The organism is Methanosphaera sp. DEW79, from assembly GCF_003266085.1.
Classification (GTDB): domain Archaea; phylum Methanobacteriota; class Methanobacteria; order Methanobacteriales; family Methanobacteriaceae; genus Methanosphaera; species Methanosphaera stadtmanae.
This window is the reverse complement of record NZ_MUZW01000024.1, coordinates 1-17803: the sequence shown is the minus strand read 5'-3', so window position 1 is coordinate 17803 and position 17803 is coordinate 1. Positions and strand designations below refer to the sequence as shown.

16 protein-coding genes are annotated in these 17803 nt (G+C 27.3%); 10 read left to right on the top strand and 6 right to left on the bottom strand.

What is annotated here, in order from left to right; translation table 11 throughout:
- Positions 1-171 precede the first annotated feature (171 nt).
- Positions 172-1029 carry an Ig-like domain repeat protein gene (locus tag BZ132_RS02330; RefSeq protein ID WP_394339515.1) on the bottom strand — a complete coding sequence of 286 codons (858 nt, stop codon included), beginning with the start codon at positions 1027-1029 and terminating at the stop codon, positions 172-174.
- Between the two features lie 408 nt (positions 1030-1437).
- On the bottom strand, positions 1438-1980 hold the full coding sequence (locus tag BZ132_RS02325; RefSeq protein WP_011406055.1) for a restriction endonuclease subunit S: 543 nt from the start codon (positions 1978-1980) through the stop codon (positions 1438-1440).
- Positions 1981-2033: 53 nt separating this feature from the next.
- On the opposite strand from BZ132_RS02325, the gene BZ132_RS02320 reads away from it, so the two are divergent.
- The 4 genes from BZ132_RS02320 (at position 2034) to BZ132_RS02305 (ending at position 6987) form a co-directional block, all read left to right on the top strand.
- Positions 2034-3383, top strand: coding sequence for a hypothetical protein (locus tag BZ132_RS02320; RefSeq protein ID WP_286940347.1), 1350 nt, complete (start codon positions 2034-2036; stop codon positions 3381-3383).
- A gap of 409 nt (positions 3384-3792) precedes the next feature.
- Positions 3793-5397 carry a CTP synthase gene (locus tag BZ132_RS02315; protein ID WP_011406053.1) on the top strand — a complete coding sequence of 535 codons (1605 nt, stop codon included), beginning with the start codon at positions 3793-3795 and terminating at the stop codon, positions 5395-5397.
- Positions 5398-5434: 37 nt separating this feature from the next.
- Positions 5435-6526, top strand: coding sequence for a prepilin peptidase (locus BZ132_RS02310; protein WP_011406052.1), 1092 nt, complete (start codon positions 5435-5437; stop codon positions 6524-6526).
- A complete protein-coding gene (locus tag BZ132_RS02305) occupies positions 6526-6987 on the top strand; it encodes a class III signal peptide-containing protein (RefSeq protein WP_011406051.1) in 462 nt (153 codons plus the stop codon). Before BZ132_RS02310 ends, BZ132_RS02305 begins: the two co-directional genes overlap by 1 nt.
- A 30-nt stretch (positions 6988-7017) precedes the next feature.
- Here the strand turns inward: BZ132_RS02305 and cysE are convergent, their stop codons facing one another.
- Positions 7018-7731 carry a serine O-acetyltransferase gene (gene cysE / locus BZ132_RS02300; RefSeq protein WP_011406050.1) on the bottom strand — a complete coding sequence of 238 codons (714 nt, stop codon included), beginning with the start codon at positions 7729-7731 and terminating at the stop codon, positions 7018-7020.
- A gap of 358 nt (positions 7732-8089) precedes the next feature.
- On the opposite strand from cysE, the gene cysK reads away from it, so the two are divergent.
- Positions 8090-9046 (top strand): cysteine synthase A, encoded by a 957-nt coding sequence (gene cysK, locus BZ132_RS02295; RefSeq protein ID WP_172617521.1) that lies wholly within the window; start codon positions 8090-8092, stop codon positions 9044-9046.
- A 224-nt stretch (positions 9047-9270) separates the two neighbouring features.
- Here cysK and BZ132_RS02290 read toward each other — a convergent pair whose 3' ends face one another.
- A complete protein-coding gene (locus BZ132_RS02290; RefSeq protein WP_083757006.1) occupies positions 9271-10710 on the bottom strand; it encodes a flippase in 1440 nt (479 codons plus the stop codon).
- Between the two features lie 142 nt (positions 10711-10852).
- Between BZ132_RS02290 and BZ132_RS02285 the strand changes: the two genes are divergently transcribed.
- From BZ132_RS02285 to BZ132_RS02265, 5 genes are all read left to right on the top strand, one after another.
- The gene (locus BZ132_RS02285) at positions 10853-12322 is read left to right on the top strand and encodes a class I adenylate-forming enzyme family protein (RefSeq protein ID WP_286940343.1); all 1470 of its coding nucleotides are present in this window, start codon (positions 10853-10855) and stop codon (positions 12320-12322) included.
- Between the two features lie 95 nt (positions 12323-12417).
- Positions 12418-13134: a metal-dependent transcriptional regulator gene (locus BZ132_RS02280; RefSeq protein WP_112149372.1), complete on the top strand. Its 717-nt coding sequence runs from the start codon at positions 12418-12420 to the stop codon at positions 13132-13134.
- Between the two features lie 115 nt (positions 13135-13249).
- A complete protein-coding gene (locus tag BZ132_RS02275) occupies positions 13250-13411 on the top strand; it encodes a rubredoxin (protein WP_011406045.1) in 162 nt (53 codons plus the stop codon).
- A 291-nt stretch (positions 13412-13702) separates the two neighbouring features.
- Entirely contained in the window at positions 13703-13864 is a 162-nt protein-coding gene (locus tag BZ132_RS02270) for a rubredoxin (RefSeq protein ID WP_011406044.1), read from the top strand.
- Positions 13865-14126: 262 nt separating this feature from the next.
- Positions 14127-15047, top strand: a complete 921-nt coding sequence (locus tag BZ132_RS02265; RefSeq protein ID WP_011406043.1) for a 2-phosphoglycerate kinase — start codon at positions 14127-14129, stop codon at positions 15045-15047.
- Positions 15048-15112: 65 nt separating this feature from the next.
- Here the strand turns inward: BZ132_RS02265 and BZ132_RS02260 are convergent, their stop codons facing one another.
- Together BZ132_RS02260 and BZ132_RS02255 are read right to left on the bottom strand one after the other, a co-directional pair.
- Entirely contained in the window at positions 15113-16189 is a 1077-nt protein-coding gene (locus BZ132_RS02260) for a glycosyltransferase (RefSeq protein ID WP_011406042.1), read from the bottom strand.
- A 4-nt stretch (positions 16190-16193) separates the two neighbouring features.
- Entirely contained in the window at positions 16194-17378 is a 1185-nt protein-coding gene (locus BZ132_RS02255) for a glycosyltransferase (RefSeq protein WP_011406041.1), read from the bottom strand.
- Positions 17379-17803 lie beyond the last annotated feature (425 nt).

The window sequence follows — 17803 nt, the reverse complement described above, 5'->3', positions numbered from 1 at the left end:
ACCCGACAACTGGAAAGCCACTAATTTCTTTCAGCAACACTCAATAGGCTGTTTTTTAAATTTAGATAGTTTTAATAAAACAGGCTAAAATTTCAGGAGACACTCCAAAACTATGGGAGAAAGATGATTAATTTCTGAAATAATAAAAAGAAAAAAAGAGAAAATAACAGTTTATGTTGTTACTTTCAAACTCATATATTTAGAATTATTATAGTAACTATCACTAGCCAAGGCAGTTAACAGTATATTATATGTTCCTTTTGTCTGTGTTACTGTGTATTCATAGTTGAATTTACCATTGGTACTAGTGATGTTAGCTATATCTACTCCACCTATTTTTATGTTTAGTTTTGTTCCTGCTATCAGGTTCTTGTTTTTGTCTGTTATGTTACCTGTGATGTATATCTTGGATCCACTGGTAGTTGTTATAGTGCTTGTTACTACATTAACATACTGGTATGATTTCTTAACTGTCAGTGTTGTACTCGCGTTTCTTGTTTTGTAAGTGTCTGTTTCCTGTATTATTACTGTTATTTTGTTGCTGTAGCTTGTTCCTGTTGGTATAGTGTAGTTGTATGTTAGTTTTCCATAGGTTACATCTATATTCATGGCTATTGTTTTACCGTTTAGCAGTATATTTGCTTTGAGGTTGTCTTTTACTGTTGCTCCACTGGTGTTTGTTACTGTGGCTGTTATTTTTATTGTGTCTCCTATGCTTGCATTTATTGTTGGTGCTGATATTCTAAGAGTGTTCTTGTTGGATGTAAGGTTTAGTGTCCTGGTACTGTTAGCGTATACTGTGTCGCCTTTATAGGTATATGTGAGGTTATGTTTTCCTTCTGTAAGAGTGTTGTTAAATGTATATCTGAAGACTCCTTTACTGGTCTTTACTGTTGTTACTGCTTTACCATCTATTGTAATTGTTACTTCTCCATTGGTTGTTGCTTTTGCTCTTGTGGTTGAGTCCATTACTGTTCCATTTAATGTTACGGTTTTTCCAATGTATCCAAGAGTGTTGCTTGCTGATATATATGTTCGTCTGTTGTTTAGTGTTATGTTTTACTGTCTTGTAGCTTCCTGCATAGTCCTTGTTACTAAGGGCAGTAATATTAACCAGGTATGTAGTATTAGTCATACTGCTTGGTATTTGGTACACATAGCTTAGTTTTCCGTTTGTAATGTTCATTTTGAATGATTTTATCAGATTGTTTCCATTACTTGTAGGTGTGTATATGTCTATACGTGCTGTTGTATTGGTGTTTACCTGTTTACCTGTGCTGTCTTGTAGTGTGCTGTTAAATGTTATGTTTCCTTGTTTGTATCCTCATAGTGTTTTCTGGTATAGTTTAGTATAGGTTCCTACCTGTAGTGTACCTGTTTGTCCTGTTGATTTAAAGTTTTTGCTCTGCTGTGTTGTTATTGTCATGGTGTAGCGTGTTATTTCTTTTCCATTAACTCAATTTTTTGATCTATACAAGTTAAGAAGTTAGCTATTTTCTCTTGTTCTTTAGATGATTTAGGAATTTTTATTTTCATAGATTTAATATCCTTACTATTTATAGATTCAAAAGTACTTCCTTGAATGTATTTATTCCATTGATTTTTACTATTTAATTTAGCCAAATAGAAAAACATGAATCCAGTAGATATACTTGGTTTAATAGAACAGACCCCTCTTCCAATACACACATCATATTGTGTTATGACTATATCACCAACAGGTGCTCGTACAGTTAAAAGTATTTCTCCTTTTTTAGCTATTTTAGTAATTTTTGAAGTATATATTCTTGGTATAACATAGTTATTTGCAATATCTTGATTCCCTTGTACTAAAATAGTATCATTTTGATTTTTAGTATAATATTTTGATGAAGGTGATTGACCCATAGTTATTTTATTTATTTGGCTTAATTTTTTTTCCTCCCATTCCTCTTCAAACTCTGGAAATCGTAGTTCTGGTATGTTTTTATTACATTGCAATTCCTATTGGTAGAATTATAAGAAAAACAACAAATGATGAACAAGTAATAGATGTGAATACAAAAGAAGTATTAGAATCAGAAGAGAGAATAAATCAGATAGTAGATACTATAATAGAGATTCATGATAGAAAAACATATAACAGGGAATTTACATCTATTCTTGCTGTAAGTTCAATACCTGTACTTAATACATACTATGATTTATTTAAGAAAAAGAATCATGACTTGAAAATAGCAACAATATATTCCTTTGAAGCAAATCCTGACTTAACAGAGGATGAAATTCATCCAAGAACACTACTTGATAATCAAATAAATGATTATAATGAAATGTTTGGTACAAGTTATTCAACAGATACATTTCAAGGCTATTATCAGGATATTTCTAAAAAATCAAAGGATAAGAAAATAGACATACTATTAGTTGTAAACATGTTTTTAACTGGATTTGATAACAAGTACTTAAATACTTTATATGTTGATAAAAATCTTGAATATCATGGACTTCTACAAGCATATTCAAGAACAAATAGATTATGTAATGATAAAAAAGCACATGGAAATATAGTTGTATTTAGAAATTTAAAAGAAAAAACTGATGAAGCAATAAAATTATTTTCCAATGAAAATGCTCTTGAAACTGTTATAATGAAACCATACAAGGAATATGTTAAAATATTCAATAGTGAAGTAGAAAAACTAAATAAAATAGTTCCAACAATTGAAAAACTAGATGATTCAAAAGATGTTGAAACAGAGAAAGAATTTATAGAAGTTTTTAGAAACATACTACGAACATTAAATAAATTAACACCATTTGATGAATTTAAATTTAAGGATCTTAATATTTCACAACAGAGTTTTGAAGATTATAGAAGTAAATACTTAGACATATATGAAAGAGTAGAAAATCCACTGACAAAAGAATCTATACTAAATGATATAGACTTTGAAATGGATCTTCTAAGAAGGGATGATATAAATGTATCATACATATTAGAACTTCTAAAAGGTCTAGATCCAACAAAACCAACCTTTACAAAAGATAAACATTTCATAACTCAAACAATGAACAAAGACAAAGAACTAAGAAGTAAAATAGATTTAATTGATGAATTCATTTCCACAACTATGGTGGATTGTAATGTAGATACTGAAGAAAAATTAGAACAATTCATGAATCAAAAACGTGAAAATGCAATAAAAGAATTAGTAACTACTGAAAACTTGAAAGAAGAACTTATTAGAGAGATATTAAAAGAATATGAATTTTCTGGAAAAATAAAAGAAAAGAATGTAGATGAAACCTTTAATAAAAAACCAAAACTTAAGGAAAGACGAGATAAAAGAAAGTTACTAGTTCAGAAAATTAAAGATTTAATAGAATTATTCACTTGGTAAATATAAATAATCTTTATAATTTATGACTTTTTAAACAAAAAAAATAGCAATATATAGAATATAATATAAAAATATTTAAGGATGAGTGTATATTTAAAACATGTAGTGAACTATAATGTTTAATAAATAACAATCTTCCTTATTTAATTTTTCATGTAAACTTATTTTAAGAATAGATTAGAAACACTTATTTTTTGGTTTTATGTGGAAGTTGTTTTTTTATTAATTTTCTAAAACTCTAAATATAATAAGATAGATATATTAAATTAATAGTATATTTTTCTTATGAAAATATACATAAATATATATTTAATATTGAACATATTTTATTTTAATTATTATTACAATGTTTATTTTAATAATAATTTTATTGATAAAATTATAAGATTTTAAGGGAAGAGTTGATAATTTGTCAAAGTATATAGTAGTAACTGGTGGTGTGGTAAGTTCCATAGGTAAAGGAATTACTTCAGCATCAATTGGAAGAATTTTAAGGTCATATGGTGTTAATGTAACAGCTATTAAAATTGATCCATATCTTAATTGGGATTCAGGTACTTTAAATCCATACCAACATGGAGAAGTATATGTAACAGATGATGGAATGGAATGTGACTTAGATTTAGGACATTATGAAAGATTTCTTGATGTGGAACTTTCTGGAAAAGCAAACATCACTACAGGAAAAGTATATTCCTCTGTTATTGAAAAGGAAAGAAAAGGAGAATACTTAGGTTCTTGTGTTCAAATCATTCCACATATTACTGATGAAATTAAGTTAATGATTAGAAATGTTGCAGAGAAAACTAAAGCAGAAGTTGTTATGGTAGAAGTTGGAGGAACTGTTGGTGATATTGAAAGTCAACCATTTATTGAAGCAGTAAGACAACTTAAAAATGAGGAAGGACATGACAACTGTATGTTTGTACATGTAACATATGTTCCTTATCTTAAAGCAGCAAAAGAATTTAAAACAAAACCTACACAACACAGTACTAAGGAATTAAGAGGTCTTGGTATTAATCCTGACATGATTGTATGTAGATCTGAATTATCATTAGATGCAAATCTTAAGGAAAAAATAGCTCATTTCTGTGATGTACCAATTGAGGCTGTTATTAATACTCCTGATGCACATTCAATCTATGAGGTTCCATTGATTATGTACTCTGCCAATGTTGGAAGTTATATATTAAATAGATTGAATATTGATACTGCTACTAATAAGGCTGATTTATATGAATGGAGTCAAATTGTAGAGGATTTAAAAATAGAAACTCCAAAGGTTAAAATAGCTGTTGTTGGTAAATATATTGAATTAGAAGATGCTTATATTAGTATTAGAGAATCATTAAAACATGCTGGTGCTGCTAATAAAGTTCATGTTGATATTGACTGGATTAAGGCAGATAATGACTTTAATATTGATATTCTAAAGCAATATGATGGTTTATTAATACCAGGTGGTTTTGGTGAAAGAGGTATTAATGGTAAGATTGAAGCTGTAAAATATGCAATAAAAAATAACGTGCCAATCTTTGGTATTTGTCTTGGTCTACATGCTATGAGTATTGCTATTGCACAATTAAATGGTTATCCTGATGCTAACAGTACAGAGTTTGATGAAAACTCCACTTGTCCTGTGATTGACATGATGGAAGAACAAAAGAAAATCAACAATATGGGTGGAACCATGAGACTTGGTGCTTATCCATGTAAAATAAAAGAAGGTACACTTGCATATGAAGCATATAAGGATACAAATATATCTGAAAGACACAGACATAGATATGAAGTAAACAATGAATACAGAGATATTCTAACTAGTGCTGGTGCTATTATTTCTGGTACTTCACCTGATGATTTCCTTGTTGAAATGATTGAACTTGAAAATCACCCATGGTTTTTAGGATGTCAATTCCATCCAGAATTTAAATCACGTCCAAATAAAGCACATCCATTGTTTAAATCATTTATTAAAGCTGCAAAAAATAAAAAACAAAATCAAAAATAATCTTAACCTTCCCTATTTTTTTTAAAAAGAAAGTGTTATGGTATATAATTTAATAAAAATTTCTGGAATTCTAATTGTAACTGTGTGTTGTATTATTGCAACATATACTGATGTTAAATATGGTATTATTCCAAATAAATTAACAATACCATTATTTGTTGTTGGAATATGCTTAGTTAGTCTTTATTATTTTTTAAGTAGTACTTTTAATTTTTTTTACTATGTTTCAATTGTGATAATTTTTCTATTAAATTACATTTTATGGTATTTGGGTCTTTGGGCTGGAGGTGATGTGAAATTATTTACTGCAATTTCAACACTACTTGTACCTGAATTTTTAAGTATTATTCCTAATATGGAGTTTAATGTTATTTTATTTAATTTAACAATTCCTACATTGGATTTGATGATAAATAGTATTTTTTCAGTAATACCATTAATTATGTGTTATTGTATCTATATTATACTTAAAAAGAAACGTTATTTATTAAGGCAATTATATTATGTTGATGATTTCTATAGGAGTGTGTTTACACTTAATTTAATGATTATTGGATATTCTATCATATTTACTGATAGCTTCTTAATAAAAATCATTTTCATAACATGTTTTGTAGTTGTGTGTAACAGGCTATTCTACAAGTGGTATTTTATTCTGTTGAGTTGTGTTGTTATCTTTTCATTAGGTATTGATAGTGTGGTGTATTTATCTGAATTTATTATTTTTAATGTACTGGTGATTGTAAATAATATTTTTAGATTAAATATTATATCAAGTTGTTTAACAAGTATTGTTGATGTTAATGATTTATGTGAGGGTATGATTTTATCGTGTTGTTTGTGTAAGTGTAGAAATACCTACTTTTTTAGTGATAATGGTTTTAGAAATAGAATACGATACTTTACAAGTAAAGATTATAGAGAGAGTGTTGTGATTTCCACCAAGGTAAGTGGTTTAACAAGTGCTGATATATATGATATTCATATTTTTTCCAATAAAATGGGTATTTATAATATTCCAATAAAGAAGACCTTACCATTTGCACCTTTTATTCTTGGAGGTTTACTTTTAACATACCTCTGTGGTAATATTCTAAAGATTACCTCATATCTGATGGAGATGATTTAATGGATTCAAGAGCACAAGTTTCACTTGAATATCTATTAATATTTTTAATTTCACTTAGTATACTTTCCATGTTTTCAATACCACTCATTGAAGATACTGTTAGTGATGTTAATGATATAAAAAAATCAATGGATATAAAAAATACTCTCATTGAATTATCAAATAATGTGAATTTAGTACATGCTTCAGGTTATGGTTCTAAAAAAACTATAAGCATGAATATTCCATGTAATATGAATATATATTATAAAACAAAAAATAGTAGACATTATCTTTATTCATATTGTGTTTTATCTGATAATACAAAAAAAGAAATTGAAGTAGAAATTCCATGTAGAGTTAGTTTTAATAATAAACCCACATATTACTATACTTCTCTAAAAAAACAGTGGTATTATAACATAGAAGTTAAGTGGATTGAATATAATGATGATTATTTTATGAATATATATTTTAGGTAAAAAATAGATATGAAAAAAGAATTTACTTTTTTATTCTTTTTCGGATTGATTTTCTTGTGATAATTCTTTAAGTTCCTTATACATTATTTTTCTATCTTCTTCTGAACGATTTTCATGATATACTATTTCTTCTAGTTCTTCTTGTCGTTTAATGAGTGTGTTTAGTATTTCTGTTATTGGATCTGGTATTTTTCCATGTTCTAAATCATGTTTATGTTTACTTTGTTTTTTAATAGATTCTAATGTTCTTCCAGGTATTCCTACAATTGTTGAACCCTCAGGTGCTGGTTTTGTAACAACAGATCCTGCTCCTATTTTACAGTTATCACCTATTTCAATATCTCCCAAGACTATTGCATTTGTTCCTACTACCACGTTATTTCCTATTGTTGGATGTCTTTTTTTACTCTCCAGACTTGTACCTCCAAGTACAACCCCCTTATATAAAAGAACATCATCACCTACTATTGTTGTTTCTCCAATAACTACTCCCATTCCATGATCTATGAAGAATCTTCGTCCAATAGTAGCTCCCGGATGTATTTCTATTCCTGTTAAAAATCTATTAATGTGGGAGATGTATCTACCTATTAATCTATGATTTTTCATCCAAAACCAATGTGCGATTTTATGAAACCATATTGCATGTAGTCCAGGATAACATAAAATTACCTCTATGGTACTTTTTGCTGCAGGATCATTAGAGAAAACTGTATGTATGTCTTCCTTAATTGTATCAAACATATTTTTCTATCCTCATGTTATGTTAGTTATCTTTTTATATTTTATTATTATTTATTCTTTTGTGTATCATATTTTTTGTATTATTTTTAAAATTATATTTATTTCTGATAATTAATAAACATAACAACGTTAACTTTAAATAGTATAAAATTTATAAAGAGATAATGAAGACTATAATATATAATAAAATAATTCAACAATAAGTTTTTTTTAATATGTTAAAATATAACAATTGTTATATTTTTTAAGGCTTATTGTTTAACCAAGTTAATATCATAAAAATCATTAAAGAAAGAAAAATATAAAGAAATTATATATGATACTAATATACAAAAAATAAGGAGAAAAATCGATGGCAATAGAAAATATTGAAATACTAAAAAAACCAATAGCAAACGACATAACAGAAACAATAGGTAACACACCACTTGTGAAGTTAAATAGATTAACAGAAGGAATTGATGCAAATGTACTAGTTAAATTAGAATCCTTCAATCCTGTAAGTAGTGTAAAAGACAGAGTAGCAGTTTCACTTATAGAAGATGCAGAAAAATCTGGAAAAATAAACAAAGATACAACAATAATCGAACCTACCAGTGGAAACACAGGAGTAGCATTAGCATTTGCAGCAGCAGCAAAAGGATACAAATTGAAAATCATACTACCAGAATCATTTTCAATTGAAAGAAGAAAACTCGTTAAAATATTTGGAGCAGATTTAGTACTTACACCTGCATCTGAAGGAATTCCTGGAGCAATAAAAGAAGCAGAAAGATTAAATGAAGAAATTGAAAATTCAATTATCTTACAACAATTCGAAAACCCTGCAAACCCAGAAATACATGAAAGATTAACAGGAAAAGAAATTCTTGTAGATACAGATGGAGATGTAGACATTGTAGTTGGAGCAATAGGAACTGGTGGAACAATAACTGGAATTGCAAATGCTATTAAAAAAGAAAAAGATGACTTTAAAGCAATAGGTGTGGAAGCTGCAGCATCACCTATAATTACTGAAGGTAAAAAAGGATCCCACAAAATACAAGGAATTAGTCCAGGATTCATAGCAGATACCCTTGATTTAGATGTTATTGATGAAGTTGTAACTGTAGAAGATGAAGATGCAGGAAAAACCACAATAGCACTTGCACAAAAAGAAGGAATACTTGCAGGAATATCCTCAGGATCTGCAGTATATGCAGCACTTGAAATAGCTAAAAGACCAGAAAACAAAGGAAAAACCATTGTAGCTGTACTTGCAGATACTGGTGAAAGATACTTAAGTGTTGAATGGTTATCTGACCTTTATTACTAAATAAAATATTATCACCAAATTATTAAATTATTAGTCATTAGACACTCCTTGACCTCCTATTTAACATAATATCCTATAAAAAAAACATGATGTGAAAAAAATTTAGAATTATGAAGTTAAATCACCTAAAAAAACATGATTCATAAATTTTATACAAAAAGAAGTAAAGTATATTAACTTAATTAGAGTTAATATAATAATCTTTTTTTTATAATGATCAATTTCTATTTTTTAAAATCATTTATAAAATTCAAGACAATACTAATATCATTTCTATTTATTGCTCCAGTTACAATTAATGCAACAATATAAACAATTACTGCAACAACAATAGCAAATATGAATGGTAAATTTAAATATAATAAAACAACACCCATAATTATATTTGCCAAGATAACTTGTATACATGGAAGCACTGATTTTTTAAGATTTAATTTAAATTCTGTTTTAGACAAGGCATATAACATCAACACCAATATTAAAAATTCAGTTGAAACAGTAGAAATACTAGCACCAATATATGATAAATAATATATTAATATTAAATTTAGAATTATACTAAATATTGCTCCTATAGCAGCATTCTTTGTTACAGATACTTGTTTATTTATAGCTCCAAGTAAGGTTGAAGTTAAACCACTAAGAAACATGAAAATACCCGCCCATATAAGTATAGTTAATGCATGAGCACCTACCACATATTCACTACCATATATAATACCAATAATTTCCTTAGAATATATTGATGTTCCCACAGCAATTGCCATACCAACAATCAACAAGTACTTCATTAACTTATGATACAAATCTACAAGAGCATTTTTATCTGTAGTAAATAATTCACTCATTACTGGAAATATTGCATTGGATATTAAATAAAATATCGCTGATAAGACAAGTAACAACTTCTGTGATGAACTAAATAATCCTACAGATACACTTCCAGCCATATAAGTTAGTATAATTAATGCTATCCAGAAGTATATTGAAGTAAATACTGATGTTATACCGAATGGAATACCCTTAATGAGAATTTGTTTTATAAATGATTTTTCTAAACAAACACTGAGTCTAGGATACTTCTTAATTGTAATATAACTACAGTAAATAAACGATAAAATTATTGCTATAGGATATGCTGCAGCTACTATTGTAACATTTCCACTTCTAAAAATTATTAATAAAATAATTAAAAGAACAGACACACTATAAATAACATTACCTATTGTCTGATACTCCATTTTCTCATTACTTTGGAACAATGAATAATAACAAAGAACAAATGAATTAAACAACATATATATTCCAAATATTATCATTACATTAGTTCCATCTGTACTAAAATTACTAAAGAATATGAAAATAACATAAACAATACAAGTCAATATGGATGATATAACTCTAAGTAAAAATACAGTACCAAAATAAACTCCTGTTAAATCCTTATTTCGTGATACTTCCCTAATAGCATATGTGGCAAAACCTAAATCACAGAATATACCAAATACACCAACCAAAGAAGTAGCTGATGAAATTAAACCAAAATTATATGTTCCAAGATACCTTGCTGTGAAAAGTGTTAATATAAATGTCATCACATTATTTATAACACTTGCAAATAACAGTAAACTTGAATTCTTTATGACACGAGATGTTACATTCATGAATATCAATTTTTATTAGTTTTTATAAATAGTTGAATTTTTCTATTATTTTTTTTATATTATAATATATTTGTATAATAACTTAATATAAATTAATTAGAAATATAATAATAGTTTAATAAAAAGAGGACTGTATAATTTTATGATAAATATAACAACATTTTTAGATGCTAATGCATGTAGATTAGATAAACCTGTTTACTATTCTATTGACAGAGAAAAAAGATATAACTCCAGAGACATACTAGGTATTATTTCTGAAATAGGACGTAAATTAATAGATCTTGGAATTACAAAAGGAGATCGTGTACTCATATACCTGCCCAATGGACCAGAATATCTCTTCTCATTCCTAGCACTATGGCGTATAGGTGCTGTGGCAGTACCAACAAATAGAATCTACACCTCCCCTGAAATTCAATACTTCATTGAAGATTCAGATGCTAAATTAATAATAACAGACAAAAATGCAGATGATTTTTCCATTGACTCATACATAATCCCAAATATGGATAAATACACTAATGCCCCAATTCTTGAGGCTTGTAACACTTCATGGGATGATTTATGTCAACTACAATACACCAGTGGAACAACAGGAAAACCAAAGGGTGCAATGTTAACACATGGAAATTGGTTTAGTGCAATACAAAATGAATGTGATGTACTTAAGATGAATCATAATAGTGTGATGTTTTGTATTTATCCAATGGCACATGTGGGAATTTCATGGGCAATATCTACCCTTAGAACAGCAGCATTATGTATAACTAAAAATAATTATACATTTGATGAATATCTAGATATAATCTTTGAAAATCAAGTGACACATGCAACAGGTATGCCTCCAGTTATTCATTCAATAGTATCAAATCCAGATAAAGTTCAAAATAAATTATACACAGTAAAAAGTATAATATCCGGTGGTGGACCATTACATAAAGAAATATGGAAGAAATTCTATAAAAAATATGGAATTGCAGTACTTAATGCATATGGTGCATCTGAAACTATTGTAATAGGAACAGGTACAGTTATACGTCCAGAAGATTATGCTTCTGCAGATAGATTTGAAAGTGTAGGTCATCCTGTATGTTTTAGTGAAGTTAAAATAGTGGATACTGAAAATCCTAAAATTGAAATGGACTTAAATTGTCCTGGTGAAATTGCACTACGTGGACCATCAATAGCTAAAGGATACTGGAATAAACCTGAAGCTAATGAAAAAGTGTTCCTTGATAATGGATGGTTTTTAACAGGAGATATTGGATATCTTGACGATGATAAGAGATTATTCATAACAGATCGTAAGAAAGACATGATAATTATGTCTGGATGGAAAATATATCCTACAGAAGTAGAAGAAGTGCTAATTAAATATGATGCCCTTGATGAAATTGCAGTATTTAGTCTTCCACATGAACATAGAGGTGAAATTCCAGTAGCTGCTGTTATCTGGAAGGATAAAGAAGATGAAAAAGGATTAATTGAATTTGCACAGAAAAATCTTGCAAGATATAAAATTCCACGAAAAATATTCAGTGTCAAAGAATTACCTCGCGTAAATGGATGGAAATTACTAAGAAATGAATTAAAAAAAGAGTTTTTATAAATTATTAAAGATTTAAAAAAAATAGTTATAAGTAATTAAATCTAAACATAATATTATAATATATTAGTCATTTAATAAGTGGAAAAGTGTTTAAAATGCATGGCAAAGAAATAAGTGAGAATGTAGAAGAATATTTAGAAACAATCTACAAAAAAAGTCTAAAGGACAACATGGCTAAAACAACAGAAATATCTAAAGATCTTAATATTGCACCAGGTAGTGTAACCCAAATGCTTAAAAAACTAGAAGAAGAGGGTTATGTTAATTACTATCAATACAAAGGAGTTCAATTAACAGACAAAGGTTTTAAAGTTGCAATAAGTATTGTTAGAAAACATAGACTTATTGAAACTTTTCTCTATAAAACATTAGGCTTAGATATGGAAGATTTACATGAACAAGCATGTGCAATGGAACACACATTATCTGATGAAGCTGAAAGAAAAATATGTCAACTTCTAGATTATCCAGATCAATGCCCAGATGATCATAATATCATTCCAGCTTGTGATTTAAATATCCAAACATGTTATGAATGCTCTAAAATTCATAGCATTGATGAAATTCCACGAAGAATTGAAAATCTAAAATCACTTGGAAACATGACACCTAATACAACAGGTGTTGTTAAATTTATACGTGGAGATAACAATAAAATTAAAAAATTACTCGACCTTGGAATTACATTAGAAACAGAAATAACACTCATAAATTCAACTCCATTAAATGGTCCAGTTAAAGTATTAGTATTTGATAAAGAAATACAATTAGATAAAGAATTATCATATAACGTATTTGTAGAACTTAAATAGATTGTTCTACCACTTTTTAACTTTTTTTAAAAATATATATTAGTTTTTTCAAATCCCTATGATAAGTATATAAGTAACAACATAGAAAGATAAGTAAAAACATGGGGGAAAATAAATGAAACAATATAAATGCTTATTATGCGGTTGGGTATATAATCCAGAAAATGGAGATAAAACCCAGAATATACCACCAGGTACTGCTTTTGAAGATTTACCAGATGATTGGACATGTCCTTATTGTGGATCTGATAAAACAATGTTTAGACCTGTTGAATAAAACTCTTTTTTTTATATCTTTAATTTTTTTTTAAAACATCAAAAAAAAAACATCTCCTTAAATAAATTACCAAACATAAATACATTGTAACTATATCTTATTTCAAATAAAAATAGTTTTAAAAGATTTAATATTTTTAAAATAAATTATTTAATAGTTATATGAAAAACCATGCGAAATAAAAACATTGTTAATCAAATAAAGAACACTTATACAATTTAATATTATCTATTAAGTATATAAAGAAAAAAAGGAAAAGTATTATATGTTAATAATAAGGAGGAAAAAAATATGGTAGAATATAAATGTATGTTATGTGGATGGACATTTGACTCAGAAAAAGGAGATTTAGCACATGGAATAGAACCAGGTATGACACTTGAAGATTTACCTGATGACTGGACATGTCCACTATGTGGTGCTGGAAAAGATATGTTCCAAGCAGTAGAATAAATACAATTAATTAAAAAATGAAGTATAATATTAACTTAAAATACGTTCTTTTAAAATGAAGTATATTTTCATTAATAAGTTTATATTATATTTTTTCATTTTTATCTAAACTCAGCCCCCATAGATTTATCTTATTTTAATAGAATATTCATTTATTATAAAATATTTTTAGAAGTTTTAATTATTTTTATACAAATAATATAAATTATATAAAACATATAATTATACTATATACCCTAATAATGTTTAAGGCGGTGATACAATGTTATTAATTGAAGGAGAAATTGGTGGAAAAAAATACAGAGAACCATTTTCAAAAGGTATACTTTCAAAATCACTAGTACGTTGTGAAATTAAAGCAGATAGAGCATATGAATTAGCTTCAGAAATAGAAAAATCATTTGAAAAGGACAAAATAACAATTGTACCATCAGAAGAATTAATAAAACGAGTAAAAGCAACATTAGAAAAAGAAGATCCATTATTAGCTAAAAAATATAGTGCTTGGAAAAATATTAGAAGATCAGAAGATCCTCTAATCATACTAATAGGTGGAGCATCTGGTATTGGAACATCATCTATTTCATTTGAACTAGCTAATAAACTTGGAATAAAAAACATGTTAAGTACAGATATGATACGTGAAGTAATGAGAAAAATCGTATCTAAGGAGTTATGTCCAACATTATTTGAATCCAGTTATACGGCAGCAGAATCATTAACTACTCCTGCACCACCAGAATTTGATAAAACACTACTTGGTTTTAAAGATCATGTAAATACAGTAAGTGTAGGTCTAACAGGTGTTGTAGAACGTTCAATTAAAGAAGGAATAAGTATAGTTATAGAAGGAGTTCATATTGTTCCTGGTTTTATTGATGAAGAATTATTAAACACTCCAAATGTACATATGTTTGTATTATCTCTTTCTGATGAAGAAATACATAAAAGTAGATTCTATTCTAGATGTCGCCAGTTATGGGCAAGACGTCCACTTAAAAGATACTTAAAACACTTTACAGATATACGTAAAACACATGATTATATTGTTGGAGAAGCAAATAAATATGGAATTCCAGTAATAGAAAATATCGATGTAACAGCAACTATTGATACAATGATTGAACATATCATTGATGAAAAACAATTAGAAAAAGAAGTTAAAAAACAGAACGAAGAATAAATTCTTCTATTTAAAAAAAGGAATTAGAATTTCCTTTTATCTTTTTTATTCAAAAGAAACTATTATTATATCTTATTTTTAGCCCGTGTAATATCCTGTTTAATATTTCTAAGTGGTGCAGATAATTTCCAACTTATAGTGTTAAGCATAGCATATACTTTTCTTGATGCAATAAATTCCTCAGCACTAGTTGATATTAACACTTGTTCATATAATTTCTGATATTTAGGTGATAGAATAGAAATAAAGTCTTGATAAAGAACATCATCATACAATATCTTTGTAAAATCATCCTTCATAGCACTGAAGTATGCTTCTCTATATTCTTCTTTAATTCTATCAAAACGCATATTAGCTAGAAATACCTTTTTATCATACAGAATTTTCTTATATTTTTCAAATAAATTAAATTCTCTAAATACATCCCATACAAGATTAAAAACTGCAATAGAATCTATGAATCTTAAATCACCCTTAGTAGTGGATGATGTTGAATACCATCTACGTGTAAATAGAAATTCCTTATAGAAATAAATTCTCTTAGCACTAAACAATACTTTCCAGAAAAATACATTATCATCAAAAACAAGACCCTCTGGAAATGTAATATTATTTTCTTCAATAAATGATCTATTATACAACTTACTCCATGGAGTAACTGTAATATCAAATATAGCATCTCCTAAATCTTCATATGAAAATATATTATCTTTAACAATACGTGCTATTTTATTCATACTATAATTTTCAGCCTCATAATATTCATCTTTTTCATCATCATAATTTATGGCTTTAAATAATACAAAATCAACATCTTTTTCCTTTGCAATAGAATAAGTATCCTCAAGAGCATTTAATTTTAAAATATCATCAGAATCCATTAAAAATAAATATTCACCAGTAGCATAAGTCATTCCCACATTTGTAGCAACGGCATGCCCCCCATTTTCTTGAGAAATAACTCTCATACGTTCATCTTTACTTGCATATTCATTTAATATATCTAAGGATTTATCTGTGGAACCATCATTAACACAGATAATTTCAATATCCTCCAGTGTTTGATTTACAATAGTATCCAAACAATCCCTAAGATACTTTTCAACATTATATACTGGAATAACTACAGAAACTTTTACCATATAATCACAAAACTTTATTTTTAATTTTTTTAAGAACTTTTATAGTCATATTTTTTGTTAATCTAATAGGTAGTGTGCATTTCCAACTATTAGAATTTTCTATTTCATCACGTAATTGACACATCACTGGATTTGTTGATGGACTATAATTAGTAACTGATAATACCTCTAAATACTTTTTAAAAATTACTGGATTTATTTGTATGTTATTTATATTCATAGAATATAACTGTGATTTAACTGATTCTATTAAAAATGTGTATACATCCTTATTTTCAGGATTTACTAAACATAACTCGAGATATATTATTTCTTCATCCACATTTTCAAAGTATGTTTTATTATCATCTTCAAAGATTTTATGAACAATTTCAAATAATTCCTTATCATTTCTATTGTTTTTTAGTTTTAAATAGGTGATTAACTGTTTTTTATATGAATTAGAAATTTCTGTGAAATGTGCATCATCAAGTATTTTAAAAGTCATTTTATAATGATTCATATAATCTAATTTCTTATTATAATCATTTACTTTACTGTTAGCTCCACCACCAAGAGCATAATTATATCCATATAAATCAGTGCAAACAACATATATTTGATTGACTTTTGTTAATACTTCTGCTAGAAATACAGGATCTTGTCCTCGTTTTAGATTGGGAAAAGTGATGTTATGTTTATTTAGAAAACTTCTTTTAAATATATTCTTATAAAATGCCCATGGAATACCATACTCTTGTGGAGATATAACACCATAATCTGAGAAGTAAGTGTAATTCTTTTGTTTATAATTAAAGTTATCCTCTAAGTTTCCATCAATTGAAACTCTTTTTTGATTTGCTCCAACCATATCTGCATCATGTTTACTACCATACTCATACATTTTTTCCAATGCATCCACATCAACATATATATCATCAGCATCTAAAAAAGCAATATATTCACCTATTGCATTTTCAATTCCATTATTTCTAGCTACACCAGATCCCTGATTTTCTTGGTTGATTATTTTAATAAAATCATATTTATCTGCTAATTTTTCTAGAATATTTAAGGAGTTATCTGTAGAACCATCATTGACACAAATCAATTCTATATCTGTTAATGTTTGTTTTGATAGATTTAAACAAGTTTTTTCAAGATATTTTTCACCATTATATACAGGCATTATTACTGAAATCTTTACCATATATATCTCCAATTAATTCATTTTAACTTAAAATATGTTTTTCATAAATTACATAGTAATTTAAAAAAAATAATTTTTACTGTATAATGTTATATCTTTTTTTATTAAAGTTAATTTCTATAATTATATGAAAAAGTAGTGCAAACTATTATAAAAGAAGTGTTCTATTAAATAATAAAAAAAATTACTTGGATTTAAAAAAAAATAATTGTGGAAAGATATTTCCACTAAACTACTGTTGTTTTAATTGATGAATTATATTAATCATTTCTAAGACTATTATACCCACCAATAACTCATTGAACCTATTTAGGTATTTAAATATCTTTAACTGAAACTTCAATAGTGATGTTTGAATTTAGATTATTTAATTGTGAGGTAGTTGCTAAGTTTTTTACTGTGGATTTATCTTTTACAACATAAAT

What these genes read in the sequence shown, in the direction of transcription:
- BZ132_RS02310 (WP_011406052.1), top strand. Translation starts at nt 5,435, where the DNA reads ATGGTATATAATTTAATAAAAATTTCTGGAATTCTAATTGTAACTGTG.
- BZ132_RS02305 (WP_011406051.1), top strand. Translation starts at nt 6,526, where the DNA reads ATGGATTCAAGAGCACAAGTTTCACTTGAATATCTATTAATATTTTTA.
- cysE (WP_011406050.1), bottom strand. Translation starts at nt 7,731, where the DNA reads ATGTTTGATACAATTAAGGAAGACATACATACAGTTTTCTCTAATGAT.
- BZ132_RS02290 (WP_083757006.1), bottom strand. Translation starts at nt 10,710, where the DNA reads ATGAATGTAACATCTCGTGTCATAAAGAATTCAAGTTTACTGTTATTT.
- BZ132_RS02285 (WP_286940343.1), top strand. Translation starts at nt 10,853, where the DNA reads ATGATAAATATAACAACATTTTTAGATGCTAATGCATGTAGATTAGAT.
- BZ132_RS02280 (WP_112149372.1), top strand. Translation starts at nt 12,418, where the DNA reads ATGCATGGCAAAGAAATAAGTGAGAATGTAGAAGAATATTTAGAAACA.
- BZ132_RS02275 (WP_011406045.1), top strand. Translation starts at nt 13,250, where the DNA reads ATGAAACAATATAAATGCTTATTATGCGGTTGGGTATATAATCCAGAA.
- BZ132_RS02270 (WP_011406044.1), top strand. Translation starts at nt 13,703, where the DNA reads ATGGTAGAATATAAATGTATGTTATGTGGATGGACATTTGACTCAGAA.
- BZ132_RS02265 (WP_011406043.1), top strand. Translation starts at nt 14,127, where the DNA reads ATGTTATTAATTGAAGGAGAAATTGGTGGAAAAAAATACAGAGAACCA.
- BZ132_RS02260 (WP_011406042.1), bottom strand. Translation starts at nt 16,189, where the DNA reads ATGGTAAAAGTTTCTGTAGTTATTCCAGTATATAATGTTGAAAAGTAT.
- BZ132_RS02255 (WP_011406041.1), bottom strand. Translation starts at nt 17,378, where the DNA reads ATGGTAAAGATTTCAGTAATAATGCCTGTATATAATGGTGAAAAATAT.